At 71.5% G+C, this 26,015-nt stretch carries 19 protein-coding genes and 1 riboswitch; of the genes, 9 read left to right on the plus strand and 10 right to left on the minus strand.

All coding sequences use genetic code 11. The annotated features are described in order from the left end of the window. Positions 1-26: 26 nt before the first annotated feature. Positions 27-111, minus strand: a riboswitch (ZMP/ZTP riboswitch). 166 nt (positions 112-277) lie between these two features. From R8Z57_RS11920 to R8Z57_RS11940, 5 genes are all read left to right on the plus strand, one after another. Next, positions 278-1,798, plus strand: a complete 1,521-nt coding sequence (locus R8Z57_RS11920; RefSeq protein ID WP_318354088.1) for a family 20 glycosylhydrolase — start codon at positions 278-280, stop codon at positions 1,796-1,798. Further along, complete coding sequence (nagA, locus tag R8Z57_RS11925) at positions 1,795-2,949, plus strand: N-acetylglucosamine-6-phosphate deacetylase (protein WP_318353984.1); 1,155 nt, start codon at positions 1,795-1,797, stop codon at positions 2,947-2,949. Before R8Z57_RS11920 ends, nagA begins: the two co-directional genes overlap by 4 nt. A 428-nt stretch (positions 2,950-3,377) precedes the next feature. Next, positions 3,378-5,333: a sigma-70 family RNA polymerase sigma factor gene (locus R8Z57_RS11930; RefSeq protein WP_318353985.1), complete on the plus strand. Its 1,956-nt coding sequence runs from the start codon at positions 3,378-3,380 to the stop codon at positions 5,331-5,333. A gap of 182 nt (positions 5,334-5,515) precedes the next feature. Next, positions 5,516-5,947 carry a YrdB family protein gene (locus tag R8Z57_RS11935; protein WP_318353986.1) on the plus strand — a complete coding sequence of 144 codons (432 nt, stop codon included), beginning with the start codon at positions 5,516-5,518 and terminating at the stop codon, positions 5,945-5,947. Between the two features lie 4 nt (positions 5,948-5,951). Further along, positions 5,952-7,349: an FAD-binding oxidoreductase gene (locus tag R8Z57_RS11940; protein ID WP_378722778.1), complete on the plus strand. Its 1,398-nt coding sequence runs from the start codon at positions 5,952-5,954 to the stop codon at positions 7,347-7,349. Positions 7,350-7,363: 14 nt separating this feature from the next. On the opposite strand, the gene R8Z57_RS11945 is transcribed toward R8Z57_RS11940, so the two are convergent. The 7 genes from R8Z57_RS11945 to R8Z57_RS11975 all read right to left on the minus strand — a co-directional run bounded on the left by R8Z57_RS11945 (position 7,364) and on the right by R8Z57_RS11975 (position 14,531). Continuing rightward, complete coding sequence (locus R8Z57_RS11945) at positions 7,364-8,047, minus strand: hypothetical protein (protein WP_318353987.1); 684 nt, start codon at positions 8,045-8,047, stop codon at positions 7,364-7,366. A gap of 15 nt (positions 8,048-8,062) precedes the next feature. Then, positions 8,063-8,842 (minus strand): glucosamine-6-phosphate deaminase, encoded by a 780-nt coding sequence (locus tag R8Z57_RS11950; RefSeq protein WP_318353988.1) that lies wholly within the window; start codon positions 8,840-8,842, stop codon positions 8,063-8,065. After that, positions 8,835-9,788, minus strand: coding sequence for an ROK family protein (locus R8Z57_RS11955; protein ID WP_318353989.1), 954 nt, complete (start codon positions 9,786-9,788; stop codon positions 8,835-8,837). Before R8Z57_RS11955 ends, R8Z57_RS11950 begins: the two co-directional genes overlap by 8 nt. Positions 9,789-9,831: 43 nt before the next feature. Then, entirely contained in the window at positions 9,832-10,803 is a 972-nt protein-coding gene (locus R8Z57_RS11960) for a carbohydrate ABC transporter permease (protein ID WP_318353990.1), read from the minus strand. Further along, on the minus strand, positions 10,800-11,777 hold the full coding sequence (locus R8Z57_RS11965) for a sugar ABC transporter permease (RefSeq protein WP_318353991.1): 978 nt from the start codon (positions 11,775-11,777) through the stop codon (positions 10,800-10,802). Before R8Z57_RS11965 ends, R8Z57_RS11960 begins: the two co-directional genes overlap by 4 nt. A gap of 185 nt (positions 11,778-11,962) precedes the next feature. Further along, positions 11,963-13,249, minus strand: a complete 1,287-nt coding sequence (locus tag R8Z57_RS11970) for an extracellular solute-binding protein (RefSeq protein WP_318353992.1) — start codon at positions 13,247-13,249, stop codon at positions 11,963-11,965. A gap of 79 nt (positions 13,250-13,328) precedes the next feature. Continuing rightward, the gene (locus R8Z57_RS11975; RefSeq protein WP_318353993.1) at positions 13,329-14,531 is read right to left on the minus strand and encodes an ROK family transcriptional regulator; all 1,203 of its coding nucleotides are present in this window, start codon (positions 14,529-14,531) and stop codon (positions 13,329-13,331) included. Positions 14,532-14,871: 340 nt separating this feature from the next. Here R8Z57_RS11975 and R8Z57_RS11980 point away from each other — a divergent pair, with 340 nt between their 5' ends. Further along, positions 14,872-17,109 carry a L,D-transpeptidase family protein gene (locus R8Z57_RS11980; RefSeq protein ID WP_318353994.1) on the plus strand — a complete coding sequence of 746 codons (2,238 nt, stop codon included), beginning with the start codon at positions 14,872-14,874 and terminating at the stop codon, positions 17,107-17,109. 76 nt (positions 17,110-17,185) lie between these two features. On the opposite strand, the gene R8Z57_RS11985 is transcribed toward R8Z57_RS11980, so the two are convergent. Continuing rightward, the gene (locus R8Z57_RS11985) at positions 17,186-19,399 is read right to left on the minus strand and encodes an NADP-dependent isocitrate dehydrogenase (protein ID WP_318353995.1); all 2,214 of its coding nucleotides are present in this window, start codon (positions 19,397-19,399) and stop codon (positions 17,186-17,188) included. 146 nt (positions 19,400-19,545) lie between these two features. Between R8Z57_RS11985 and R8Z57_RS11990 the strand changes: the two genes are divergently transcribed. Beyond that, positions 19,546-19,998 (plus strand): GNAT family N-acetyltransferase, encoded by a 453-nt coding sequence (locus tag R8Z57_RS11990; protein ID WP_318353996.1) that lies wholly within the window; start codon positions 19,546-19,548, stop codon positions 19,996-19,998. Between the two features lie 160 nt (positions 19,999-20,158). Then, positions 20,159-21,127, plus strand: a complete 969-nt coding sequence (locus R8Z57_RS11995) for an acetylxylan esterase (RefSeq protein WP_318353997.1) — start codon at positions 20,159-20,161, stop codon at positions 21,125-21,127. A gap of 118 nt (positions 21,128-21,245) precedes the next feature. On the opposite strand, the gene R8Z57_RS12000 is transcribed toward R8Z57_RS11995, so the two are convergent. After that, entirely contained in the window at positions 21,246-23,381 is a 2,136-nt protein-coding gene (locus R8Z57_RS12000) for an alpha-galactosidase (protein ID WP_318353998.1), read from the minus strand. Next, positions 23,378-24,400, minus strand: a complete 1,023-nt coding sequence (locus R8Z57_RS12005) for a LacI family DNA-binding transcriptional regulator (RefSeq protein WP_318353999.1) — start codon at positions 24,398-24,400, stop codon at positions 23,378-23,380. The genes R8Z57_RS12000 and R8Z57_RS12005 overlap by 4 nt, the downstream gene beginning before the upstream one ends. 288 nt (positions 24,401-24,688) lie before the next feature. On the opposite strand from R8Z57_RS12005, the gene R8Z57_RS12010 reads away from it, so the two are divergent. Then, entirely contained in the window at positions 24,689-26,005 is a 1,317-nt protein-coding gene (locus tag R8Z57_RS12010; protein WP_318354000.1) for an ABC transporter substrate-binding protein, read from the plus strand. Positions 26,006-26,015: the final 10 nt, after the last annotated feature.

Here is a 26,015-nt window from a genome sequence, read left to right on the forward strand (position 1 = left end):
CTCACGGCTTGAAGATAGGGGTGTCCCACATCGGCCCAGGCGTGCGGTCGAATGCCGTAGTCGGTCGCTCCCCGGTGGTGGCCCACCTCAACGCCAGTCGCGACATCCCGAGCATAACGGACGGACAGCCGATAAGCTGAGGCCGATCCCTTTTGTAAGGACTCTTTACATGAACCGTCGCCGTGGACGGGCCGCCGTAGCCGCCGCATTCGCGGCCGTGCTGCTGTCGCTCGCCGCCGTGACAGCGTGCGCCCCGGTCGCACAGAATGGAGACACCGTGTCGCTTCCCGCCGTCGTCCCCGCACCCGCCGCCATCCAGCCTGAGACCGGCGCGCCGTTCCGGCTCGGCGCCGGGACTCCGATGACAGGAGATGCGGATGCCGCGGCCGCCCTCGCCGCGATCGTCGAGGTCCGCACGGGGCTGAGCCCGGCTGGCTCCGGCCGAGAGGGCGCCATCGAGCTGCGCGTCGACGCGCCGGGAGGCGGAGAGCCGGAGTCGTACCGCATCGCGGTGGACGAGGCATCCGTCGTCATCACCGGCGCCGACGCGGCCGGCCTCTTCTACGGCGTGCAGACGCTGGGCCAGCTCATCGCGCGCGACGGCGACGCCTGGATCATCCCGGCCGTCACGATCGACGACGCGCCCCGCTTCGCGTACCGCGGCGTGATGCTCGACGTCGCCCGGCACTTCCATGACGTCGCGACGGTCAAGGGCTACATTGACCGCGCGGCGTCGCTCAAGATGAACGCGCTGCACCTGCACCTCACCGACGACCAGGGCTGGCGCATCCAGCTCGACTCCCGGCCCGCGCTGACCGAGCGCGCGAGCGGCACCGCGGTGGGCGGCGACCCGGGCGGCTTCTACACGAAGGCCGACTATCGCGAGATCGTCGAGTACGCGGCATCCCGTCACATGATCGTGGTGCCCGAGATCGACATGCCGGGGCACACCCACGCGGTCGGGCTCGCCTATCCCGAGCTGGCCGAGACTCCCGTGATCAGCGACCACATGCGCGACATCATCCGCGACTACGGCGGCGACGAGCCCCGGGCGGGTGCGCCCTACGACGGGATGGCGGTCGGGTTCTCGTCGCTGAAGATCCACGACGAGGCGACCTACGACTTCGTGGCCGACGTGTTCGGCGAGCTCGCCGCGATGACCCCGGGGCCGTACCTCCATTTCGGCGGCGACGAGTCGCTCAGCACCAGCGACGAGGACTTCGACGTGTTCGTGACGCGCGCGAGCGCGATCATCGCCGACCTCGGCAAGACGCCGGTCGCATGGCACGAGGCGGGCTCGGCGTCGCAGATCGCCGACACCACCATCGGCCAGTACTGGGGCTTCGTGACGCCGCAGGAGGGCGCCGGCGAGAAGGCCCGGCGGTTCGTCGACAACGGCGCGCAGCTGATCCTCTCCCCCGCCGACGCGATCTACCTCGACATGAAATATCCGAACGGCCCCGCCCTCGGCCTCACGTGGGCGAACGGCCCCACCAGCGTCGAGCGCGCGTACGCGTGGGAGCCTTCCGACGTCGTGCCGGGGGTCGACGACTCCGGCATCCTCGGCGTGGAGGCCCCGCTGTGGACCGAGACGGTCCGCACCGCCGCCGACATCGACACGATGGCGTTCCCGCGCATCGCGGCCGCCGCCGAGGCGGCCTGGTCGCCGGCCACAGGCGAGAGCGACCTGCGCACATGGTCGTCGTTCCGGCAGCGGGTCGGCGCGATGGGCCCCCTGTGGACGAGCATGGGCATCGGCTTCCACCCGTCCGACGAGATCCCCTGGGCCTCCGAATGAGCAGGACGCCCGACGCGACGACGATCGTCCACTCGGTCCGGGTCTTCGGGTCGGCTGCGGTCGACAGCGACCGCCGCGACGGCTGGGCGGTGTTCGAAGGAGGGCGGGTGTCGGCCGTCGGTGCGGGAGGCGATGCCCCGCGAGCGGAACGCACCGTCGACGGCGAGGGTGGATGCCTCGTCCCGGGCTTCGTCGACATCCACGGCCATGGCGGCGGCGGCGCGAGCTTCGACGCGGGCCCCGACGCCATCCGCACCGCGCGGGCGCTGCACCGCAGCCACGGCACGACGCGCGCGGTGGTCTCGCTGGTCACGGCCGCGGTCGACGACCTCGCGACGCGCGTCGCGATGATCGCAGACCTCTGCGCCGACGATCCCACGATCCTCGGATCTCACCTGGAGGGCCCCTTCCTCGATCCGGGACACAAGGGCGCGCACACGCCGTCGCTGCTGCGCGCGCCGGACGCGGCATCCGTCGATCAGCTCCTCGCGGCGGGCCGCGGAACGATCCGCCAGGTGACCCTCGCCCCCGAGCTGCCGGGCGCGTTCGACGCGATCCGGCGCTTCGCCGACGCGGGCGTGGTCGTGGCCGTCGGCCACACCGACGCGGATGCCGAGACCACGCGCCGCGCCTTCGACGCCGGGGCGACCCTGCTCACGCACGCTTTCAACGCCATGCCCGGCATCCATCACCGCGCACCGGGCCCGGTCGTCGCGGGCCTGCGCGACGAGCGCGTGACGCTCGAGCTCATCGCCGACGGCGTACACGTCGACCTCGCGCTCGTGGCGACGATGTTCGCCGTCGCGGGCGACCGCATCGCGCTCATCACCGATGCGATGGCCGCCGCCGGCGCGCGCGACGGCCGCTACGACCTCGGCGGGCTCGCCGTGACGGTCACCGACGGCGTCGCCCGGCTCGACGAAGGCGGCGCGATCGCCGGCTCCACGCTCACGCAGGACGCCGCGGTGCGCAACGTCGCCGGCGCGGGCGTGCCGCTGACGACGGCGGTGCACGCGGCGTCGGCCGGCCCCGCCCGGGCGATCGGACGCCCCGACCTCGGCCGCCTCGACCCCGGCGCGCTGGCCGACGCCGTGCTGCTGGACGCGGAGCTGACCGTCCGGCGGGTCTGGGTCGCCGGACGCGAGGACTGACCCGCACGCGCGATGCGCCCGGCCGTGGCCGCGGGCACTCGCCCGCGAACGCCCGCGAAGGAAGCACGGCGCTCGCCCGGGAAAAGTGAAGGCGGGGCCGGAGGTCCCTCCCCCGAGATACCTCCGTGCCCCGCCATGTCCGCGGTGAAACCGCGGGGGGCAGCCGGTCCCCGTGCCCCACACGCGGGCGGCTGCCGCTTCTGACGAGAGAGACGATGTCGGAGCGGTTCTATTACGCGAGTTCGTGAAGAAATTTCCCGGGAGCGGTCGGATGCCGCGTCCCCGGCCGGTGCCGCGAACCCGAGTGAACGCCTGGAACCACTGGTCAAATCGGAGTTCGGCGACGACAATGGACCGTGTCGTGGCGCGCCACGCGCCGCGCACACCCGAAACCCGCGTGGCTGCGCGTGCCCGGGACTGGGGGACCGATGGATCACGACGAGGTGCGCGAGGCCGACATCGACACCGATGTCGTCGCCGACGCCGATCTCGTGCTGCGCACGCGATCTGGCGACACCGAGGCGTTCGGCGAGCTGTGGCGGCGCCACTACCGCGCGGGCGTCACGGTCGCCCGCAACATGACGTCGAGCCTCGACGCCGACGACCTGGTGCAAGAGGCCTACACACGCATCTACGACTCGATCGCCTCGGGTGGCGGTCCGACCGGATCGTTCCGCGCCTACCTGTTCACCAGCATCCGCAACACCGCGGCCGCGTGGGGACGCGCGCGCCGCGAGACGACGTACGACGAGCTCGACGGGGTCGAGGATCCCTCAGCCGGCGAGCACGAGAGCGAGGCCGCCATCGACCGCAGCCTCACGCACCAGGCGTTCCGCAGCCTGCCGACGCGCTGGCAGGAGGTGCTCTGGTACTCCGAGATCGAGCGGATGAAGCCCGCCGAGATCGCGCCGCTGCTCGGAATGAAGCCGACGGCCGTCGCCCAGCTCACGTTCCGGGCGCGCGAGGGACTTCGTGAGGCGTGGATCCAGGCGCACCTGCGCTCGGTCGCCGACGGCTCGGACTGCCAGTGGGCCATCGAGCATCTCGGCGCTTACGCCCGCCACAACCTCGGCCGTCGCGATCACGGCAAGCTCGAGCGTCACCTCGTCGCCTGCGTGCGCTGCTCGATCGTCGCCAGCGAGGCCAAGGAGGTCTCGAGTCGCCTGGCGCTCGTGCTGCTGCCGCTCGCCGTCGGCGCCGCGGGCACTGCCGCCTACCTCGCCACCGTGCAAGGCGGCGGCGCGCCGATCGTCGCGCTGGCGGCGATGCCGTCCGGCGTCGTGAACGGTGCCGTCACGGTCGCCCCGAGCGGCGTCGTCGGCGCCGGGACCGCGGTGACCGCGGGCGCCGGCACGACGGCCGGCGTCGGCGCGGGAGCTGCCGGCGCGGGAGCGGTCGGCGCAGGAGCTGTGGCCACCGCCGGAGCGGGAGCCGGTGTCGCCGGAGCCGGAGCCGCGACCGCCGTGGGGACGGCCGTCGCTGCCGCGGGCGGATCGGCGCTCGCGGGCATCGGCGCGGCCTCCGGCCTTGCCGCGGCGAGCCTCGTCGTGGTCACCGGCGTCGTCGCCGCCGCCGTGACGCTCCCCGCGGCCGCGCCCGAGCCGGCCCCCACCGTCATCACGAACGAGCAGCCGGCGTCGCCGGCGCTCGTGCCGGAGGACTCCGCCGAGGAGACCGCGACGCGCCTGGCGGCCGAGCCCGGCCCCGGTCCGGCCGACATCCCGACGCTGCCCCCGCGCACCACCGATTCGCGTTCCGGAGCGGCGGACAGCGACGCGGGTGCGGGCACCGGCGCCGTCGGCGGACCCGGAACGAGCAACGGCGCCGCTGCGAGCGGAAACGACACCGCGGCCGGCGCGACCGGAGGCACTCCGGCGACCGGGCCGACGACGCCGGGCACCGCCGACGGCCACGCCAACGCCAACGCCAACGGCAACGGCAGCGGCAACGGCAACGGCAACGGCAACGGCAACTCCGGGAACATCCCCAACTCCGGAAATGCCGGGAACTCGGGCAACGCGGGCAAGGGCGGCAACAGCGGCACCGCTAGCGACTCCGGAGGCAACGGCAACGGGACGCCCGCGGACGGCAACGGCGGCATCACGGGCAACGGCGGCTCGACCGGCAACGGCACACCGACGAATGGCACCGGTAACGGCAACGGCGGTGTCACAGGCGGCGGCGGCACCGGGCAGTCCAACGGCAAGAGCGCCGAGAGCCTCCCCGAGAACGCCGCGGCCGTGCGCGGTGGCAATCGCCCCGCGGCGCTCGCCCTCCGGTCGCATTTCGCCTCCCCGCTCCTGACGTCCGACGAGACCGCCGTCGTCGCCGACCCGTCCGAGGCCGAGGTCGCGGACGAGCCTGTGGCCGACCCCGGCTTCTGATCCGATTCGCTCGTCGTCGCGGAGCCACGTTCCGTCTCGCGGAGCGTATCGAAGGGCGCCCAACGGCCGGAGGCAGATCCCCGGTCGTTGAGCGAGGGAGCGCCAGCGACCGAGACGAAACGCCCCGGACCCCGCGCACGCCCCGGGTCGGCGGGGAGGCAGCGCGCCGTAGACTGGAGGTCATGTCCGACACGCCGAACCCCACCCCCGCGCACCCGGCATCCCAGGCTCCCGCGGCGCCGGCGAGCCCGGGTCAGGCGACCTCCGCGGCGGGCACCCGCCCGGCCCTCTCGGCCGTCGACATCATCGCCTTCGTCTGCGAGATCTTCGCGTTCGGCACGCTCGCACTGTGGGGCTTCACCATGTGGCCCTTCCCGTGGAACATCGTCGCGGGCATCGCCGCGCCGGTCGCCGCGATCCTCGCCTGGGCGCTGTTCGTGTCGCCCCGCGCGGTCTTCGCCGTGCACCCGTTCGTCCGCGCGATCGTCGAGCTGCTCGTGTACGCCTCGGCCACCGTCGCGTGGTGGATGATGGGCAACGCCTGGATCGGCCTCGCCTTCGGCGTGGTCGCCGTGACCGCGGGCCTCATCGCCGGCCGGCGCCGGCTGTCCTGACCGGATGGCGATGAGCGAGGGCACCGCTGCCCTGGACCTGCTCCGCGCCGCGCTCGGCGATCGCGTCGACACGTCGCCGGCGTCGCTCGCGGCGGCCCGTGCCGACAAGTCCGGTCACGCCGCCGCCGGGCACCCGGTCGCCGTCGTGCACGCGCGGTCCGTGGACGACGTGCAGCAGACCCTGCGCATCGCGACCCGCACCTCCACCCCCGTCGTCACCCGCGGCGCCGGCACCGGGCTCGCGGGCGCCGCGAACGCCGGCACCGGCGAGATCGCGCTGTCGGTGCGCGGGATGGACCGCATCATCGAGGTGCGCCCCGACGATCTCCTCGCCGTCGTCGAGCCGGGCATCCTCAACGCCGACCTCAACGCCGCGCTGGCGGAGTACGGCCTGTGGTGGGCGCCCGATCCGGCGAGCCGCGCGATCTCCACCGTCGGCGGGAACATCGCCACCGGCGCGGGCGGACTGCTGTGCGCGAAGTACGGCGTCGTCCGCGACGCCGTCCTCGGCGTCGACCTCGTGCTGGCCGACGGCCGGCTGCTGCGGCTCGGGCACCGCACCGTCAAGGGCGTGACGGGCCTCGACCTGACCTCGCTCGTCATCGGCTCGGAGGGCACCCTCGGCGTCATCGTCGGCGCCACGCTGAAGCTGCGGCGCCTCGTGCCCGGCGAGGTCTGCACGATCGCGGCGACCTTCCCGGACGTGCGGACGGCGGCCGAGGCGTCCGCCGCCGTCACGGCGTCCGGTGCGCAGCCGGCGATCATGGAACTGATGGATGCCGCGTCCCTCGCCGCCGTCCACGCGCTCCTCTCGCTCGAGCCGCCGACGCCCGGCGCCGCACAGCTCACCATCCAGACGGACGGCCCGGCCGCCGGCGCCGAGGCGGACGCGATCGCCCAGGTGCTGCAGAGGACCGGAGGCACGGTGGCCGTCTCGCACGACCGCGAGGAGGGCGAGCGTCTGCTCGCCATCCGGAGGTCGATGCACCCCGCCATGGAGACGCTCGGCACCGCGCTCATCGAGGACGTGTCGGTGCCGCGCAGCGCCCTCCCGGCGATGTTCGACGAGATCGCGCGCGTCGAGCGCGAGCACGGCATCGTGATCCCCACGGTCGCACACGCGGGCGACGGCAACCTGCACCCGAACTTCATCTTCCCGGGCGAGCCCGACGAGTTTGGCGTGATCGAGGCACCGGACTACATCTGGCGCGCCGCCGACGACCTGTTCCGCGCGGCGCTGCGGCTGGGCGGAACGCTGACCGGCGAGCACGGCGTAGGCGTGCTGAAGAGCCGGTGGCTCGCCGACGAGCTCGGTGACGACCAGTGGGAGCTGCAGCGGCAGATCACCCGTGTGTTCGACCCGCAGGGCATCCTCAATCCCGGCAAGGTCTTCACCCGCTGACCCGCGTCACGGGGTCAGGCAGCGGGCGGGTACACCTGCACCGGGCCGTCGCGCCGCGGCTCGTCGCGGGGCGCGAAGACGATGGTCAGGATGCCGAGCAGCAGCGCACCGAGGGTGCCGAGCATCGGAGCGCCCATGACGAGGACGACCAGCTCGGGCTGCGCGAGGTTCGTCCCGGCCGCGACGACCACGATCTGCACGGCGATCTGAGCAGCCGCCGCCACCGCGATGACGATGAGCGGCAGCCAGCGCACGCGCGGGGGCACGGCCCCGGCGCGGCCGATGACCACGCCCGCGACCACCAGCGCCGCGAGCGACAGCACCATGAGTCCCTGTCCGAGCATCACGATGCCGGCGTCGTCGCGCGGATCGGGCGGCACGACGGTCCACAGCAGCATCGACGCGAACGGAACCGCGGCCGCGACGGCGAGCGCGACGACGCCGAGCGGACGCCGGGCGACGACGCTTCCCGCACGCCGCACCCCGAGCGCGAGCACCAGCAGCGCAGCGGCCCAGAGGAGGTCGAGCAGGACGCCTCCGGCGACACCGGGGATCAGTCCCGGGTAGCCGCCGAGGACCAGCACCATCACCGCGTACGCGGTGAGCAGTGCTCCCCCGAGGATCCAGGCGCGGCGCGCGTCGCGCAGCGCGGGGGTCGCGGCATCCGTCATCTCCGGCACGTCGGCGGGCTCGGTCATGACGTCAGCCTAGGGTCAGATGCCCTGCCAGTCCGGCTTGTTGTCGTACGCGTAGCGGTAATAGTCGGCGCGCTTCAGCTGCGACGCCGCCGCCTCGTCGACGACCACCGTGGCGCGGGCGTGCAGCTGGATGGCCGAGCCCGGGAGCGACGCCGACAGCGGCCCCTCCACGGCACCGGCGACGGCAGCCGCCTTGCCCTCGCCGAACGCGAGCAGCACCAGGTGCCGCGCCCGCAGGATCGTGCCGAGGCCCTGGGTGATGCAGTGCATGGGCACGTCGTCGATGGAGTCGAAGAAGCGCGCGTTGTCGCGGCGGGTCTGCTCGGTGAGCGTCTTCACGCGGGTCTGCGAGGCGAACGACGATCCCGGCTCGTTGAAGCCGATGTGCCCGTCGGTGCCGATGCCCAGGATCTGCAGGTCGATGCCGCCGGCGTCGAGGATCGCCGCCTCGTACTCGTCGCCGTGGTTCTCGATGCCCGCCGGCGTGCCGTCCGGCGTGCGGATCAGCGACGGGTCGAGCCCCAGCGGCTCGACCACCTCGCGCGTGATGACCGAGCGGTAGCTCTCGGGGTGCGCCGGGTCGATGCCGACATACTCGTCGAGCGCGAAGCCGCGCACCCTCGAGACGTCGACGCCTTCCAGTCGCGGACGCAGCGCCTCGTAGACCGGCAGCGGCGTCGACCCGGTCGCCAGACCCAGCACGGTCTCGGGGTTCTCCCGGATGAGTGCCGCGATGTGGTCGGCGACGAGCGCGCCCGCAGCCGCCTTGTCTCGGACGATGACGATCTCAGCCATGAACCAGTGCCTCCTCGGTGTCGAATGTCGCATCGCCCTGCGCGCCGACGATCGCGGCGCCGAGCGCAGCGGCCGGCGAACCGGGCGGCAGCAGCTCGACGCGATCGGTGAGGTGCAGCGAACGCATGAACGGGGATGCCTCGGCGCTGGCGGACAGTTCGGCTGCGACATCCGTCATGAGTCGATCGCCCAAGGCCGTCACACCCCCTCCGAGCACCACGATATCGACGTCGGCGGTCAGCACCAGTACCCGCACGGCGGCCGCGACACCCCGCGCGAGGCCCGCGCGCAGTTCCCGCGCCACCGGATCGCCGGCGTCCGCCGCGTCGAACACGTCGCGCACCGGGAGCGCCGAGCGCCGGCCCCAGCGCTCGGCGACGGCGCCGCCGCCCGCGAACGCCTCGATGCAGCCGCGCTGGCCGCAGCGGCAGCGCGGTCCGTTCGGGTCCACCGAGATGTGACCCACCTCCCCCGCGGTGCCGCGCGCGCCGCGCCACAGGACGCCGTTCGAGACGATCCCGGCGGCGATGCCCGTGCCGAGGTTGAGGTACGCCATCGAGGCCGGCGCCGATGCGCCGTGACGGGCGTGGAGCGCGTGCGCCCCGAGCGCCGCCGCCTTCACGTCGTTCTCGACCTGCACCGGCACCCCGAGCTCCGGCGCCAGCATCGCCGCGAGGTCGAGTGCGTCCACGCCCAGGTTCACGGCGTGGACGACGCGTCCGCTGCCCGGCTCGACCTGGCCTGGGATGCCGATGCCGACCGACCGCACACGGTCGAGGGCGACACCCGCCTCGTCGCCGAGCGCGGCGACGGCATCCAGAACCGTGCGGGCCACGGCATCCGGTCCCCATCCGGTGGGGAGGCGCACGCGCCCGAGGATCGTGCCGGAGTCGTCGACCGCCAGCGCGTCGGTCTTCGTGCCGCCCACGTCCAGCCCGACCTTCATCGGCCGTCCTCCCTGCGGGAGACGGCGTTATGGCCCGCGTCCATCAGCCCTTGACCGCCCCCGACACGAGGCCGCCGGTCATGCGGCCCTGCACGATGAGGAAGAAGATGACGACGGGGATCGCGATCATCGTCGAACCGGCCATGACGGCGCCCCAGTTGACGGCACCCCCGACAGATGACGACTGGAAGGCGTTCAGCCACGGCATGAGCGTGAGGTTGTAGCCGCGCAGGAACAGCAGCGCCATCGTGAACTCGTTCCACGCCTGGATGAAGGCGAAGATGCCGGTCGCGACGAGGCCCGGGGCGAGCAGCGGGAAGGTCACCTTCCAGAAGGCCTGCGACTTGGTGCAGCCGTCGATCATCGCCGCCTCCTCGAGGTCGGCGGGAACGCCGGCGACGAACCCGCGCAGCGTCCAGATCGTGAACGGCACGACCGCGGCGACGTAGACGATCCCGAGCCCGAGCAGCGTGTTCATGAGGCGCCAGTCGTCGATCATGCCGTAGATCGTGAACATCATCGCCTCACCGGGGATCATCTGCACGACGAGGATCAGCACGATGAAGGTCCAGCGGCCCTTGAACCGGAAGCGCGCGAGGGCGATCGAGGCGAGGAAGGCCAGCACCAGCGTCACCACGAGCACGCCGGCCGTCACCGTCAGCGTGGCCGGCAGCGCGTGCGCGAAGTCCGTCTGCCCGGGCGCGGCCTCGCGGTTCCACGCGGAGTTGTAGTTGTTGAGCGTGAAGCTCACCGGGAAGAGGCTGGGCTCGCGGCTGATGATCTTGTCGTTCGTCGTGAACGACAGGTTCACCATGTAGTACACGGGGAACACCGACATCACGAACACGATGAGCGCCGCGATGTTGAGCACGACGCGCGTGACCACGCGCTTGGGCGACGGCCGGCGGGCGTCGATCGACCGGCGCTTGGGCGTCTTCGCGTTGCCGACTTCGCCGAGGACCTCATCGACGCCGACGATGCCGAGCTGCGTGCCGGTGCTGACCTGGGTGCTCACAGTTCCTCCTCCTTGAGCGTGGTGCGCACATAACCCGACGAGAGGATGAGCAGCAGGATGACCATGACCACACCGATGGCCGCGGTGAAGGCGACCTCGCCGGGGCCCTGGCGGAACAGATAGGTGCCGAGGACGTTCGTCTCGCTCGCGATGCCGCCGCGGCTCTGCAGCGCGTACACCTGCGTGAAGATGCGGAGGTTCCAGATGATCTGGAGCACCAGCACCACGGTGAGGACGCTGCGCAGGTACGGGAACACGATGTTCCAGAAGCGCTTCCAGCCGTTCGCTCCGTCGAGGGACGACGCCTCGAGCACCTCGGCGGGCACCTGCCCGAGCCCCGCGTACGTCGTGAACGCCACGAAGGGCACGCCCTGCCAGACAACGATGATCGTCAGCACGAAGAAGAACGAGAACGGGTTGAGCAGCCAGGAGTGGTTCGTCCAGTCATTGGTGCCCGTGATGGTGTTGAGCGCCCAGTTGACCAGACCGTACTGCGTGTCGAAGATCCAGCCCCAGATGACCGTCGCGGTCAGCGGCGGCATGGCCCAGGCCAGGAGCAGCCCGACCGAGACCGTGATGCGCCAGGCGCGGCCGAGCCGCGTCATGAGCACCGCGATCAGCACGCCGAACACCATGATGAGCACCGTCATCACGACCATGAGGGCGAGGCTGCGCAGAAGGACGACGGGGAAGTCCGACTGCGTGAACAGCTCGATGTAGTTCTCGAACCCGACGAAGTCCGGCATCGTGCCCTGCACCTTGTTGCGCACGGTGTAGTCGGTGAACGACTGGATCACCATGAGCACGGCGGGATAGCCGACCATGACGCCGAGGATGATGAGGGAGGGCCCGAGCAGCGTCCAGGCGCTGCGGGCGTCGCGCCGGGCGCGCGCCTTCTCCCGTGAGACGGGCGGGCGGGATGCCGCGCGCCGGGGCTTCTCGGCGGGACGGACCGCGGTGGCGGTGTCGCTCATGTCGTCTCCTCTCTGGGTGTTGCGGCCGGGCACGACGGTGCGACCGGCGAAGCGGGATGTGTGCGAAGAGGACCGCTCTCCGGGTCGGACGCAGGAGCGCTGGCTCCTGAAGCCGGCCGGGGGCTCGGTCCGGAGTGACGGGGTCCCGGCCCCGGAAGACCGGGACCCCTCACCTCCGGGGGGACTTACTTGTTGAGGATGTCTTCGATCTGCTGGTCGAGCTGCTCGGCCACGGTCTTGACGTCCTCGCCCTGGGCGATGCGCACGAGCGCGTCAGGGATGATCTGCGCGGCCTCGACCTCGCCCCAGTTGGGGCTCGCCGGCGTGAACTTCGAGTTCGCCAGCGCAGCGGCCTGCGCCTTCGCCGACTCGGTGTCGGGCAGGGCGGACGCGGCCGACTTGATGCCGGGGACCAGACCCTGAGCCGCGAGCAGCTCCTGGTAGCCCGACGACAGCATGATCTCGAGAGCGGCCTTGGCCTTCTCCTGCGCGTCGCTCTTGAAGGCGATCGCCACGTTCGAGCCACCGGCGAAGATCGGGGCGGTCTCGCCCTCCTTCAGGCCCGGCAGCGCGAAGGCGCCCAGGTCGCTCGCGTACGTCTCGGGGCAGCCGTTCGAGACCTCTTCGCCGGCGGCCTCGTCACCCCACGGCCAGGCACCGGTCAGGTTGCCCTCGGCCCACGCGGGGGTGGAGAGGAAGCCGACCTCGCCGGCGCAGAAGGCGATGTTGCCCAGGCGCTCGTTGCCGTCGACCGGCGCGATGGTGGCGTTCTCATAGACGTCCTGGAGCTGCTCCAGGCCCTTCACGCTCTCGGGGCTGGCGAACTGGGCGTCCCAGGTGTCGCCGTCCTGCACGGCGATCTCGCCGCCGTTCGCCCACACGTAGGGAAGGGCGTTGTACCAGTCGCGCCCGGGCGCGTAGATGCCCGAGACGGTGTCGGTGGTCAGCGCCGTGCCCTGGGCCACGTACTCGTCGAGCGTCGCGGGGAGGGTGTCGCCCACGATCTGCGGCGTGTAGAAGACCACGCGGCCACCGGCGTAGTACGGCGCGGCCCACAGCGAGCCGTCGTACGTGCCGGCCTCGACCAGACCCGGGAGCAGGTCGTCGCCGCCGAGGTCCTCCTCGATGTCGGAGATGTCGAGGAACAGGCCCTTGTCGGCGAAGCCGATCGCCTGCGTGTTGCCGACCTCCACGACGTCGGGCGCGTCGTTCGACGAGAGCGCCGCCTCGTACGTGTCGGAGACGTCGGCCCAGGTCTTCTCCTCGATGGTGAGGGTCCAGCCCTCGTTCTCCTTCTCGAAGGTCTCGGTCAGGTAGTCCCGAGCGGTGTCCGGGGTGTCGGTGCCGACCAGCCACACGGTCAGGTCGCCGGTCGAGGGCTCGTCGGAGGCTGCGTCGCCTCCACCCGCACAGCCGGCCAGAACGACAGCCGAAGCGCCGACGAGCGCGAGGGCTCCGAGCTTCTTGTTCATGGTGTCTTCCTTTGCGTTGTTCTCTTGGTGGTTGAGGAGGGGCCGGTGTGGCCCATCCGGGGGGGAATCGGGTGCGGTGTTAGGACACCCCGAGTTGTCCTGACAGGACCATGACGGCCGCTCCGCGCAGGACGATGTCCTGGCCTTGCTCCGTCATCCGCACCCGCACGCCGTCGTCATCGTTCGACGGGGCGAGCGTGCGTGCACGGAGAGTCTCGACGGTCTGGTCCGCGAGGGACCCGCCGAGAAGTTCGATGGGGCCGGAGAGGACGATCTCCGACACGTCGAGCGCCCCGACCACGGGGGCGAGGGCGATGCCCAGCCGCTCCCCCGCGTCACGCAGGACGCTCTCGCGCTCATCGGGCGTCGTCGCCCCCGCCAGGCGCGACGACAGCGATGGCACCGACAGCCAGGCTTCGAGGCATCCGACCTTGCCACAGGCGCACTGCGGCCCGCCGTCGGTGCCGACCGTGACGTGACCGATCTCACCGGCGGCGAAGCGGCTGCCGCGCATGGGCTGCCCGGCCGCCAGCAGGCCCGAGCCGACACCGCGGCCGACCTTGACGAGGAGGACGTCGTCGGCCGCCCCGCCGAAGGTGTACTCGGCGAGCACCGCCGCGTTGGCGTCGTTCGCGACGAGTACGGGCAGCCCGAGCGCCGTGCGCAGCGCGCCCTCGAGGTCGAAGCCCGCCCACCCGAAGTTCGGGGCCGTGCGGATGACACCGTGGTCGTCGACGACGCCGGGCGTGCCGACCCCGATCCCGAGCACCGGCGCGTGCGAGTCGGCGACCAGGGCGCGAGCGAGCTCCACGACCGTCGCGACGAGATCCTCCGCCGCGGGGAGGGCGACCTCGCGGCGCGCCACGATGTCGCCGTCGAGCGTCAGGACCGCGCCGATGAAGGTGTCGCTTCCGGAGAGGTCGAGGCCGACGATGCGGTGACCGGCACGGTCGAGGTCGATGAGGATGGCGGGCTTGCCCGGCCCGGCGGCTTCGCGCACGCCGATCTCGGCGACGAAGCCATCCGCGATGAGCTCGGCCACCAGGTCGGAGATCGTGACTCGGGTGAGACCGGTCTCGCGGGAGAGGTCGGCACGGCTCATCGCCCCCTGGTGGAAGAGCGTCTGCAGCAGGAGCGCCCGATTGTGCCCGCGGGCGTGCTCGGGCAGCACCTTCTTGCCCTGCCGCAGCGTGCGGCCCGGGGCGAACGCGCGACCGTTCACGGCGGGGGCCTGCGGCGTCTCACTCGGAGAAGGGCCGCGTCGCACTTCGGGTGTCGGCATGTTTGTTAGTAGACCTTACGAACCGCCCGTGCGCAAGCTTTTCACCCCATTTTGCATGGATGGTTTACAAAACTGTGATCTTCCCGTCTCATGACGCCATCGCGGGACGTGTCGCTTTCGCGCCGTGACCGGCGGTTCGTGCGTGATGATCATGTGACCTCGGCGCACCGGGTCGTCGCCTACCATTAGGGGAAGCGTTGATCACAGTCGGGGGTGAGACGTGACGGATCTGGCGACTCAGTCACAGGCCGGAAAGGCGTCGGGGGATGACGCCGTCGAGGCCGGACCGGCTCTCGAGAGCGAGACGTCCACGCGGACGGACACCAGGGAATCGGATGCCGTGAACGAGACGGAGACCGCGGCGCGAGCCGCCGAAGCAGAGGCCGACATCGAGTCGCAGCCGGGTGAGAGCCCGCGCGCCGATGCGGAGGACGGCGCTGCGCCGGACACGGCCCGGGAGGACCCCGCGGGCGACCTCGACGACGGCGGGGAGCCGGCCGAGGACGCCGCAGAGGAAGAACCTGCGGACCCCGAGGACGGGATCGGGTCGGACGTGAGCGCCGAGTCCGAGCCGGAGTCGAGCATCGAGCCCGAGCCCGAGCCCGAGCCCGAGCCCGAGCCCGAGCCCGAGTCGAGCGTCGAGCCCGAAGCCGAGCCCGAGCCCGAGCCCGAAGCCGAGCCCGAAGTCGAGCCCGAGCCCGAGTCGAGCGTCGAACCGGAGTCGAGCGTCGAGCCCGAAGCCGAGCCCGAGCCCGAGCCCGAGCCCGAGCCCGAGCCCGAGCCCGAAGCCGAGCCCGAGCCCGAGTCGAGCGTGGAACCCGAGTCGAGCGTCGAGCCCGACGCGGCCGGTGCGCCCGAGGAGGCTGCCGAGGTCTCCGCCGAGGACGCTGAAGCCGCCACCGAGAACACCGATGCGACGGAGCCCGCAGCGGCACCCGCCGACGATCCGGCCGATGTCGAGGCCGCCGATGTCGAGGCCGCCGCCGCGCCGGACGCACCCGCCGACACCGAAACGGACGCCGACACGGAAGCCGACGCCGACGCCGAGACGACCGTCCTCGCCGCGACAGCCACGGCCGCGGCGACCGCCGCAACGGTCGCGCTCCCGGCACCGTCCGTCGACTCCCCCGCCGCAGCGAAGAGCACCGCGACCCCGGCCGCCACCGCGACCGCGCCGCTCGACGGTTCGCCGGTCTATGCCTGGGCGCCCGCCGAGGAGAAGCCGAAGAAGAAGCGCACCGCGCTGTGGATCAGCGCCGCAGCAGGCGTCGCGGTCGTCGGCCTCGTCGTGTCTTCGGTGCTGCTGATCGCGCCCGGCACGACCGTGGCCGGCGTGCCGGTCGGCTGGCTCACCCCCGGTGCCGCCGCGGACGCCATCGACCAGCAGCTGGCCGAGACGACCATCGTGCTGACGGGGCCCGGCGAGGACGCCGAGATCACCGGCGCCGAACTCGGTGCGGCCGTCGACGCGCAGGCCCTCGCCGACGCCGCGATCGGCGAGCACCCGATGTGGAACCCGACGGCGTGGTTCGGCACGACGGGCGCCGAGGTGGAGCTCGATGCCGCCGCCGCGACCGAGGCGCTCCGCGAAGCGGCGCCCCAGCTCTACACCGACCCGGTGGACGCGACGCTGGCGTTCGACGCGGCGACGGCGAGCTACGTGGCCACGCCCGCGGTGCCGGGCACCGGCATCGACGTCGCGGCCGTGCAGGCCGCGCTGCAGTCGGCGTTCGAGGCGGGCGAGACCCGCGTCGAGCTCGAGCCGGCTGCCGCCGAGATCCCGGCCGACATCCCCTCGGAGTCGGCCGACGCGACGGTCGCGCAGCTGAACGGCATGCTCGACACGGCCGGCTTCTACGTCGGCGAGGAGCGCACCGTCCCGCTGGATCGCGCCACGCTCGCCGCCTGGCTGACGGTCGAGCCCGACCCCGAGAACGCGGCGTACGCGATCACGGCCGACACCGCGGCGATCCAGGCCGTCGTCGACGGTCTGCCCGCGGCCGTCAACCGGCCCGCCGAGAACGGCGCAGTCATCACGAACTCGGCCGGCAAGGTGCTCCGCGAGGAGGCGCCAGGCCAGTCGGGCCGCGAGGTGGGCGACACCTCCGCGGTCGCCGCCGACTTCAGCGAGCAGCTGGCCACCGGCAATGCGGTGTTCCAGGTGCCGGTGACCGTGGTCGAGCCCGTCATCACCACGCTGGCCCGCACCATCGAGGTCGACCTGTCGTCGCAGACGGCGCACCTCATGGAGAACGGGAGCGTGATCCGCTCGTACACCATCTCGTCGGGCCGGAACGCGACCCCGACCCCGACCGGGCGCTTCACCGTCAACGCCTACACCCGCGTACAGGACATGGGTGCGCTCTGCTACAACCCGGCGGCGGTCAACAGCTACTGCACCGAGGACGTGCCGTGGATCACCTGGTTCGCGCCCGACATCGCCTTCCACGGCGCCTCGGCCTTCCGCTCCGCGCTCGGCTTCCAGCAGAGCCACGGCTGCGTCAACATGTGGGACGCCGACGCGAAGTTCGTCTACGACTGGACCGCCAAGGGCACCGAGGTCTGGGTGCACGCCTGACCGGCGTCTCGCACCGACGACACGAAGAACGGCGGATGCCCCCGGCCGGGGCATCCGCCGTTCTTGTTCCGTGGGCCTACAGGCCGTCGATGACCTCGTTGAAGGTCGCCGACGGACGCATCACGCTCGCGACGAGCTCGGCGTCGGGACGGTAGTAGCCGCCGATCTCGACCGGCGAGCCCTGCACCGCGATGAGCTCGTCGACGATCTGCTGCTCGTTCGCCGCGAGCGCCTCGGCGACCGGGGCGAACGCCGCGGCCAGCTCGGGGTCGGCCTGCTGCTTCGCCAGCTCCTGCGTCCAGTACAGGGCGAGGTAGAAGTGGCTGCCGCGGTTGTCGATGGTTCCGAGCGCGCGCCCCGGGGACTTGTCGTTCTCGAGGAAGGTGCCGGTCGCGGCATCCAGCGTGTCGGCCAGCACCTGCGCCTTGACGTTGCCGGTGAAGTCGGCCAGGTGCTCGAGCGAGGCGGCCAGGGCGAAGAACTCGCCGAGCGAATCCCACCGCAGGTAGTTCTCGGCCAGGAGCTGCTGCACGTGCTTCGGCGCCGAGCCGCCGGCGCCGGTCTCGAACAGGCCACCGCCCGCGAGGAGCGGGACGATCGACAGCATCTTGGCGCTGGTGCCGACCTCGAGGATCGGGAAGAGATCGGTGAGGTAGTCGCGCAGCACGTTGCCGGTCACCGAGATGGTGTCCTCCCCCTTGCGGAGGCGGTCCAGCGAGTACTGCGTCGCGGCCGCGGGCGCGAGGATCTCGATCGTGAGGCCCTCGGTGTCGTGCGCCTGGAGGTACTCGCGCACCTTCGCGATGAGCGCCGCGTCGTGGGAGCGGTTCTCGTCGAGCCAGAACACCGCCGGGGCGCCGGTCGCGCGCGCGCGAGAGACGGCGAGCTTCACCCAGTCGCGGATGGCGACGTCCTTGGTCTGCGTGGCGCGCCAGATGTCGCCGGGCTGCACGGTGTGCTCGATCAGCACGTCGCCCGCCTGGTTCACGACGCGCACGGCGCCGGCGGCGGCGATCTCGAAGGTCTTGTCGTGGCTGCCGTACTCTTCGGCCGCCTGAGCCATGAGACCCACGTTCGGCACGGTGCCGATCGCGGCGGGGTCGAGGGGGCCGTGCGCCACGACGTCGTCGATCACCGTCTGGTAGACGCTCGCGTACGACGAGTCGGGGATGACGGCCAGGGTCTCGGCCTCGGCGCCGTCGGCGCCCCACAGCTTGCCGCCGTTGCGGATGAGCGCGGGCATCGAGGCGTCGACGATGACGTCCGACGGGACGTGCAGGTTCGTGATGCCCTTGTCGGAGTTGACGTACGACAGGCGCGGGGTGTCGGTGGCCGCCGCGAAGGCCGACGCGATCTCGTCGCCGCCCTCGATCTCGGCGAGCCCCGCGAGGATCGCACCGAGGCCGTCGTTGGGCGTCAGGCCGGCCTCGGCGATCTTGTCGCCGAACCGGTCGAAGACGTCGGCGTAGTACGCCTTCACGACGTGGCCGAAGATGATCGGGTCGCTGACCTTCATCATGGTCGCCTTGAGGTGCACCGAGTAGAGCACGTCGTCGGACTTGGCGGTCTCGAGCGTCTCGGCCAGGAACGCGTCCAGCGCGGCCGCCGAGAGGAAGGTCGCGTCGACGATCTCGCCGGGGAGCACCTTGACGCCCGTCTTGAGCTCGGTCGTCGTTCCGTCGGCGGCGACGTGCTGGATCGTGAGCACGTCGTCGGCGGGGATCACCGCGGTCTTCTCGTTGGACTTGAAGTCGTCGTGACCGAGCGTGGCGACGCGGGTCTTCGAGCCCTCGGCGAACGCCTTGTTGCGGTGCGGGTGCTTGCGCGCGTAGTTCTTCACCGACAGCGGCGCGCGGCGGTCGCTGTTGCCCTCGCGCAGCACGGGGTTCACGGCCGAGCCCTTGATGCGGTCGTAGCGGGCGCGGACGTCCTTGTCTTCGACGGTCTCGGCCTCGTCGGGGTAGTCGGGGATGTCGTAGCCCTGCGACTGCAGCTCGGCGATGGCGGCCTTCAGCTGCGGGATCGACGCCGAGATGTTCGGCAGCTTGATGATGTTCGCCTCGGGGAGCGTCGCGAGGCCGCCGAGCTCGGCGAGCGCGTCGCCCACCTGCTGCTCGGGCGTGAGGTTCTGCGGGAACGCCGCGAGGATGCGGCCTGCGAGCGAGATGTCGCGCGTCTCGACGTCGACCCCGGCCTGGCCGGTGACGGCCTGGATGATGGGGAGGAACGAAGCGGTCGCGAGGGCCGGTGCCTCGTCGGTGTAGGTGTAGATGATGGTCGAATCGGTCACCAGTCACGTCCTTCTTGCGGGTCGGTCCTCAGCCTATCGCAAGCAGCCGAGATATCTCGACGTCAAGATACTTCTGCGTATGAACTGCGTGTAAAACCCTCGCTCGGACGATGCCGGATGCCGCCAACCCGGCTAGCCTGTGCTCCATGGGTGATCTGCGACTCGTCGAACTGTCCGCCGCCACGATCGTGGCGGTCAACAATATGTCGCTCAAGCCCGGGCAGGAGGAGTTCCTCTCCCCCGTCAGCTACGGGATCGCCGCCACCGTGGTCAACCCGCAGACGACGTGGCAGCGCGTGGTGCTCGACGGCGACGAGGTCGTCGCGTTCGTCAGCGGCAACTTCGACCCGGAAGATCCGCAGGAGCACTTCCGGTCGGTGCTGTGGCGCATCAACGTCGATGCCGACGACCAGGGCCGCGGCGTCGGCCGATTCGCGGTCGCCGGGCTCCTCGAAGAGGCGCGCAACCGCGGCATGGATCACGTCGACGTCATCTACGAGGCCGGCGAGGGCGGACCGCAGCAGTTCTTCGAGCGCGTGGGCTTCACACCGGTCGGCGAGACCGAGTACGGTGAGGTGATCGCAGAGATCCGTCTCTGACGCATCGGAACCCGAACGACCCGAGCACTTTCCCCGCAACAGCGCCCTCGGCGCTCCAGAGACCGGCGGCGGGGCCTCGAATACCCCTCCCCCATCGAGGCCTCGTCGCCCTCCGGTCTCGGCGTCGAAACGCTTACGCCGCACCCGCTAGGGTAAGCCCGTGCCGAGATTCGACCTCTCCCCCGCCGAGCTGCAGAGCTACACCCCCGACGTTCGCGAACCCGCGGATTTCGACGACTTCTGGGCGACGACGCTCACGGAGTCGCGCCGATGGGATGCCGCCCCCGAGCTGACCGCGGTCGACGCGCCCTACACGCTGGTCGACATCTTCGACGTGACGTTCCCGGGATTCGGCGGCGACCCCGTGAAGGCGTGGCTAACCCTGCCGGCCGGCGCGGAGGGCCCGCTCCCGGCCGTCGTCGAATTCCAGGGGTACGGCGGCGGACGCGGTCTCGCCGGCGAGCGCCTGTCGTGGGCGGCCGCCGGCTACGCGCACCTCTTCATGGACACGCGGGGCCAGGGCTCGATGTGGGGCTCGGGCGGCGACACCCTCGACCCGCACGGCACTGGTCCGTCGTCGTCGGGCTTCATGACCCGGGGCATCGAAGACCCGGCCGCCTACTACTACCGCCGCGTGTTCACCGACGCGGTGCGCGCGGTCGACGCCGTGCGCTCGCTGCCGCAGGTCGACGCCGACCGCGTCGCGGTGTGCGGCGCCAGCCAGGGCGGCGGCATCGCGATCGCGGCGGCGGGCCTGTCGGACGGACTCGTCGCCGTCATGCCCGACGTGCCGTTCCTGTGCCACTTCGAGCGCGCCGTCGGCCTCACGGGCGACGATCCCTATCAGGAGGTGGTGCGCTACCTCGCCGTGCACCGCGGTGCCGACGAGCGCGTGTTCGAGACGCTGTCGTACTTCGACGGGGTGAACATGGCCAAGCGAGCGGATGCCGCGGCCCTGTACTCCGTCGCCCTCATGGACACCATCTGCCCGCCCTCGACCGTCTACGCGGCGTTCAACCGCCACCAGACCGGGACGAAGCAGATCGAGGTCTACACGCACAACGGCCACGAGGGCGGCCAGGCGTTCCAGTTCCCCCGGCAGGCCCGCTTCCTCGCGTCGCTCGTCTGAGAGTCGCTCGACGCCGAGACCGCGCGTTGTCGACGAGACAGCACGTCGTCGGCGACGAGGACGTGGTGTCTCGACGACAAGATGCGATCTCGACGCCGGATGAGTTCAAATCTCCTGTTCAGAGGGCCTCGAGGTGGAGGACGAACGCCTGCACCGGCCACAACGTGGGCAGCTGCAGGCCCACCTCGGCCAGCACGGCGCCCGGCAGCTCGGTCTCGCCCGACGTGAACCACTCCGGCGCGATCCAGCCGTACTCGGCGTCGCCGATCTCGCGGCGCACCCGCACGCGGTAGCGGCGCGCCGGGTCGAGTCCGGGCAGCCGCAGCCGCTCGGCACGGGCGTCCTCGAGGCTCGCGACCGTCGCCACCACGACGACGGCCGCGTCGTCCCGCACGTAGGCGGTCGCCCGCCACGCCGGGTCGCGCAGCTCGGGGTGCCGCACCCGGCCGCCGTGCACGATCGGCCGGAGCTCCTTGTAGAGGTCGGCGAAGCGCCCGATGGCGGCGGTCTCGTCGTCGTCGCAGGCGAGGATGTCCCACTCGAACCCGGCCGAGCCCATGAGGCTCGTCGCCATCCGGTACGACAGCGCGGTGGTGCGGCCGGACGAGTGCGAGGTCGTCGGGCCGACGTGGGCGCCGACGATTTCGGGCGGCAGCAGCAGGCCCGTCCAGCGCTGGATGTCCTGCCTCTCGACGGGATCGTTCGAGTCGCTCGCCCACACGCGGTCGGTGACCGCGAGGATGCCGAGGTCGGTGCGGGCGCCGCCGCTCGAGCACGACTCGATCTCGAGCGACGGATGCCGCTCCTGCAGCTCGGCGATCAGCCGGTAGACGGCGGCCATCTGCGCGTGTCCGCCGGGGCTGCCCGCATGCACGCTCTCGACCAGGTCGCGGTTGTGGTCCCACTTGATGAAGTCGATGCCGAGCTCGGACACGAGGGCGTCGATCTGCCCCAGGACGTGGGCGAAGGCATCCGGATTCGCGAGATCCATCACGTACTGCCCCCGCCACGAGAGCGCCGGATCGTGATCGACGTGCCCGGGGTCGTGGAGCAGCCAGTCGGGGTGGGCGCGGGCGACATCGGAGTCGAGGCTGATCATCTCGGGCTCGAACCACAGCCCGAACTGCATGCCCAAGGCGTGCACACGTTCGGCCAGCGGGCCGAGCCCGTCCGGCCAGACGGCGCGATCGACGGCCCAGTCGCCGAGGCTCGTCGAGTCGTCGCGCCGTCCCTGGAACCATCCGTCGTCGAGCACGAAGCGCTCGATCCCGACCTCGGCCGCCCGCTCGGCGAGGGCGGCGAGCCGGTGCGGATCGTGGTCGAAGTACACCGCCTCCCACGTGTTGAGGACGAGCGGCCGGGCCGTGGAGGGATGCCGCGTCCGCGCCCGCAGCCAGGTGTGCACGCGGTGCGCGAAGCCGTCCAGGCCCGCCGTCGTGTACACGAAGGCCGCCCGCGGCGTGCGGTACTCGTCCCCCGGTCCGAGCCGGATCTCGCCCGGTCGCAGCAGCTCGCCCGCGCCGATGAGAGTGACCGCATCGGTGACGCGGTCCACGCGCATCGTCAGGTCGCTCGACCACGCGAGGTGCACGCCCCACAACTCGCCGTCCTGCCAGCGCGGAGCACCGATCCCCGCGATCGCTGCCACCGGGCTGTCGTGTCCCGGGCGGCCGCGCCGCGACTGACGCACCGTGGCTCCTGCCGGGATCGGCGTCACGACCGGCCGCTTCTCGCGCGTCCAGCGCCCGTCGAAGGTCAGCAGCGTGTCGGTCGTCGACGGCACGGGAAGGGTCGCCTCGAGCCAGTCGACGTCGACGGGTTCGGCATCCGCTCCGCCTTCGTGTGCGAGGGCGTGTTCGACCCAGACCACGCCGCCGGTCTCGATGCCGACCGAGATCGACAGACGGAGAGCGGATGCCGCGTCCCGCGCCTGCACCGTCAGCGACCGGTCGTCGGCCTCGATTCCGCTGACGCGCCAGCGGGCGTGGTGGGTCACGCCGGCGCGCCGCAGCTGCATGCCGGGCCGCCCGCTCCAGCCGTCACCCTCCTGCGGCGACAGTGACAGCTGCCACGCGGCGTCGAGCGTGCCCGGCGGAGTCTGACGGCTCAGGGCACCCGCGAGGGCCTCGGCATCGGCATCCGTCATCCCGCCCATCGCAGCACCCCAGTGGAGCACGCGCGGAAGCCCTCCGCCGCGCGCATCGACGATCAGGCCGACGCCCTCGTTCTCGAGGCGGATGATGCCAGCGGTCATGCGTGGTTCCTCTCTTCGGGGGGACGTTCGCCCGTGCCGCGCTCGACCACCCAGGTCGGCATCTCTAGCTGGCGGGTGAAGCCCGCGGGGTCCTGCATGCGCTCGATCGCGAGGGTGGCCGCCGCGCGGCCGAGCGCGATGGGGTCGTAGGTGACGACCGACACGCCGAGGACGTCGGCGGTGTCGAAGTCGTCGAAGCCGATCAGCGCGGTGCGGTCGTCGCGACGGTCCCGCAGCACGCGCAGCGCCCCGATGGTCACGCGGTTGTTGCCGGTGATGATCGCGGTGGGGGCGTCGGGCTGGTCCAGCAGGTCGGCGATGAATCCGTCCGCCGGCACGGCGAGATCGTCCGCGAGGCGCTCCCAGCGCGACGAGTCGTCGATGCCGTAGGCCGCGAGGGCGTCGCGATAGCCGCGGAGGCGCTCGGCCTGGGTGTAGACGGAGGCCGGGTTGCAGATGTAGCCGATCCGCCGGTGCCCCCGCTCGAGCAGGCGGGTCGTCGCGTCGAACACGCCGCGGTGGTTCTCGAGCACGATCGAGTCGGCGACCAGGTTGCGGGCGGGGCGGTCGATCGCGATGACCGGGGTGCCGAGGTGGCGCTCGCCCTCCAGATAGGACTGGTCGTCGGCGACGGGGATGAGCAGCAGCGCGCCCAGCCGCTGGCCGAGCAGCGCATCCGCGACGCGCTCCTCGCCCTCGGCGGTGTCGTCGGTGGTGGCCACGACCAGCGAGAAGCCGTTCGCCGAGAGCTCGCGCTCGATGCCGGCCGCGAGCTTGTAGTAGAAGGGGTTGTTCAGCTCGCCCATGATGAACCCGATGGTGTTCGTCGGCCCCCCGCGGCGCAGGTTTCGCGCGAGCGGGTTGGGGCGGAAGCGCAGTCGCTTCGCTGCGGCGAGCACGCGGTCGACCGTGTCGGGCGCGACGAGGTCGCGGTGCGTGAACACGCGGGAGACCGTCTTCGAGCTGACGCCGGCGAGCCGGGCGACGTCTTCGAGGGTCGCGCGCTGCTGCACGGTCATGGCGCCTCCTTGCGGTCGGCCTACACGCTAGCAGCCGGAGGCAGGGAATGTCCACGTAGGACATTGGACAGACATTGAGATCATGAATCACGCGAAGTAGCGACACGAAAGCCAGGTCAAGAGCAAATTTTGTGCAGACATCCTCGATCGGACACCTCAAGACAGCGCTGCCATCGCGCACTTGCGGAACCGTTTCGAATCTGTTTACTCTGACCGCGCGACGAACCACGCAACGGTGCAGCGACGCGCACCGGCAGTTCAAGGGCGAACCTGACAAGGAGACATCACATGGCGAAGAAGGCATTCGCAGGCATCGCGCTGCTGGCGACCGCCGCGGTCGCGGTCAGCGGCTGCGCGGGCGGCGGTGGCGCGAGCGACGCCGACAACACGATCGACGGCGAGGTCGCGGGCGACATCAAGGTCGTCACGTGGCGCACCGACCTGGTCGAGGACGGCACGTTCGAGAAGTACGCGGAGGAGTTCAACAAGGAGTACCCCGACGTCAACGTGACGTTCGAGGGCATCACCGACTACTCGGGCGAGATGCTCACCCGCATGAGCACCAGCAACTACGGCGACGTGATCGGCATCCCCGCCATCCAGCCCGACCAGTACGAGCAGTTCCTCGAGCCGCTCGGCGACACGTCCTCGTTCGAGGACACCTACCGCTTCCTCCCCGCGGCCAGCTACGACGGCACGCAGTACGGCATCGCCTTCGGCGGCAACGCCAACGGCATCGTCTACAACAAGAAGGTCTTCGCCGACGCCGGCGTCACCGAGCTCCCCACCACCGAGGAGGAGTGGCTCGAGGCGCTGCAGCAGGTGGCCGACAACACCGACGCCATCCCGATGTACACCAACTACAAGGACGGCTGGCCGCTGACGCAGAGCTTCGGCAACCTCGGAGCGATCACCGACGACGCGGACGCGCCTGTCACGATGGCCGAAGACCCGGCGCCCTGGACCGAGGGCACCGACATCTACGCCATCGACGGCCTGCTGTACGACACCGTCGCCGCAGGTCTCACCGAGGCCGACCCGCTCACCACCAACTGGGAGCAGTCGAAGGTCGACCTCGGCACCGGCAAGATCGCCACCATGCCCCTCGGCTCGTGGGCCATCTCGCAGATGCAGGCGGCGGCCGAAGACAACGGCGCCTCCGCCGACGACATCGGCTTCATGGCCTTCCCGGCCAACGTCGACGGCACGCAGCTCGCCGTCATCGGCGGCGACTACAACCTCGCCGTCAGCAAGCACTCGAAGGCCAAGGCCGCCGCGTGGGCGTGGATCCAGTGGGTCGTCGCCGACTCGGGCTACACCGAGGCGCAGGGCATGGTCTCTCCGCTCATCGACGCCCCGCTGCCGGCGTCGCTCACCGACTTCGAGGCGGCCGGCGTCGAGCTGATGGAGATCAACCCCGCTCCCGCCGGCAAGGAGGGCCTGCTGAACGAGGTCTCGAGCGAGTCGCAGATCGACCTGTACGGACCGATCTACCGCCAGAAGCTCGTGGACATCGCCCGCGGCGCGGCCGACGGCGACAAGGAGAGCTACTTCGCCGAGCTCAACGAGCGCTGGGGCGCAGCGGTCGAGAACCTCGCGGGCTGAGCGGGAGGAC

Source organism: Microbacterium sp. M3 (genome assembly GCF_033548675.1).
Lineage (GTDB): Bacteria > Actinomycetota > Actinomycetes > Actinomycetales > Microbacteriaceae > Microbacterium > Microbacterium arthrosphaerae.

What these genes read in the sequence shown, in the direction of transcription:
- nagA (WP_318353984.1), top strand. Translation starts at nt 1,795, where the DNA reads ATGAGCAGGACGCCCGACGCGACGACGATCGTCCACTCGGTCCGGGTC.
- R8Z57_RS11930 (WP_318353985.1), top strand. Translation starts at nt 3,378, where the DNA reads ATGGATCACGACGAGGTGCGCGAGGCCGACATCGACACCGATGTCGTC.
- R8Z57_RS11935 (WP_318353986.1), top strand. Translation starts at nt 5,516, where the DNA reads ATGTCCGACACGCCGAACCCCACCCCCGCGCACCCGGCATCCCAGGCT.
- R8Z57_RS11940 (WP_378722778.1), top strand. Translation starts at nt 5,952, where the DNA reads ATGGCGATGAGCGAGGGCACCGCTGCCCTGGACCTGCTCCGCGCCGCG.
- R8Z57_RS11945 (WP_318353987.1), bottom strand. Translation starts at nt 8,047, where the DNA reads ATGACCGAGCCCGCCGACGTGCCGGAGATGACGGATGCCGCGACCCCC.
- R8Z57_RS11950 (WP_318353988.1), bottom strand. Translation starts at nt 8,842, where the DNA reads ATGGCTGAGATCGTCATCGTCCGAGACAAGGCGGCTGCGGGCGCGCTC.
- R8Z57_RS11955 (WP_318353989.1), bottom strand. Translation starts at nt 9,788, where the DNA reads ATGAAGGTCGGGCTGGACGTGGGCGGCACGAAGACCGACGCGCTGGCG.
- R8Z57_RS11965 (WP_318353991.1), bottom strand. Translation starts at nt 11,777, where the DNA reads ATGAGCGACACCGCCACCGCGGTCCGTCCCGCCGAGAAGCCCCGGCGC.
- R8Z57_RS11970 (WP_318353992.1), bottom strand. Translation starts at nt 13,249, where the DNA reads ATGAACAAGAAGCTCGGAGCCCTCGCGCTCGTCGGCGCTTCGGCTGTC.
- R8Z57_RS11975 (WP_318353993.1), bottom strand. Translation starts at nt 14,531, where the DNA reads ATGCCGACACCCGAAGTGCGACGCGGCCCTTCTCCGAGTGAGACGCCG.
- R8Z57_RS11990 (WP_318353996.1), top strand. Translation starts at nt 19,546, where the DNA reads ATGGGTGATCTGCGACTCGTCGAACTGTCCGCCGCCACGATCGTGGCG.
- R8Z57_RS12000 (WP_318353998.1), bottom strand. Translation starts at nt 23,381, where the DNA reads ATGACCGCTGGCATCATCCGCCTCGAGAACGAGGGCGTCGGCCTGATC.
- R8Z57_RS12005 (WP_318353999.1), bottom strand. Translation starts at nt 24,400, where the DNA reads ATGACCGTGCAGCAGCGCGCGACCCTCGAAGACGTCGCCCGGCTCGCC.
- R8Z57_RS12010 (WP_318354000.1), top strand. Translation starts at nt 24,689, where the DNA reads ATGGCGAAGAAGGCATTCGCAGGCATCGCGCTGCTGGCGACCGCCGCG.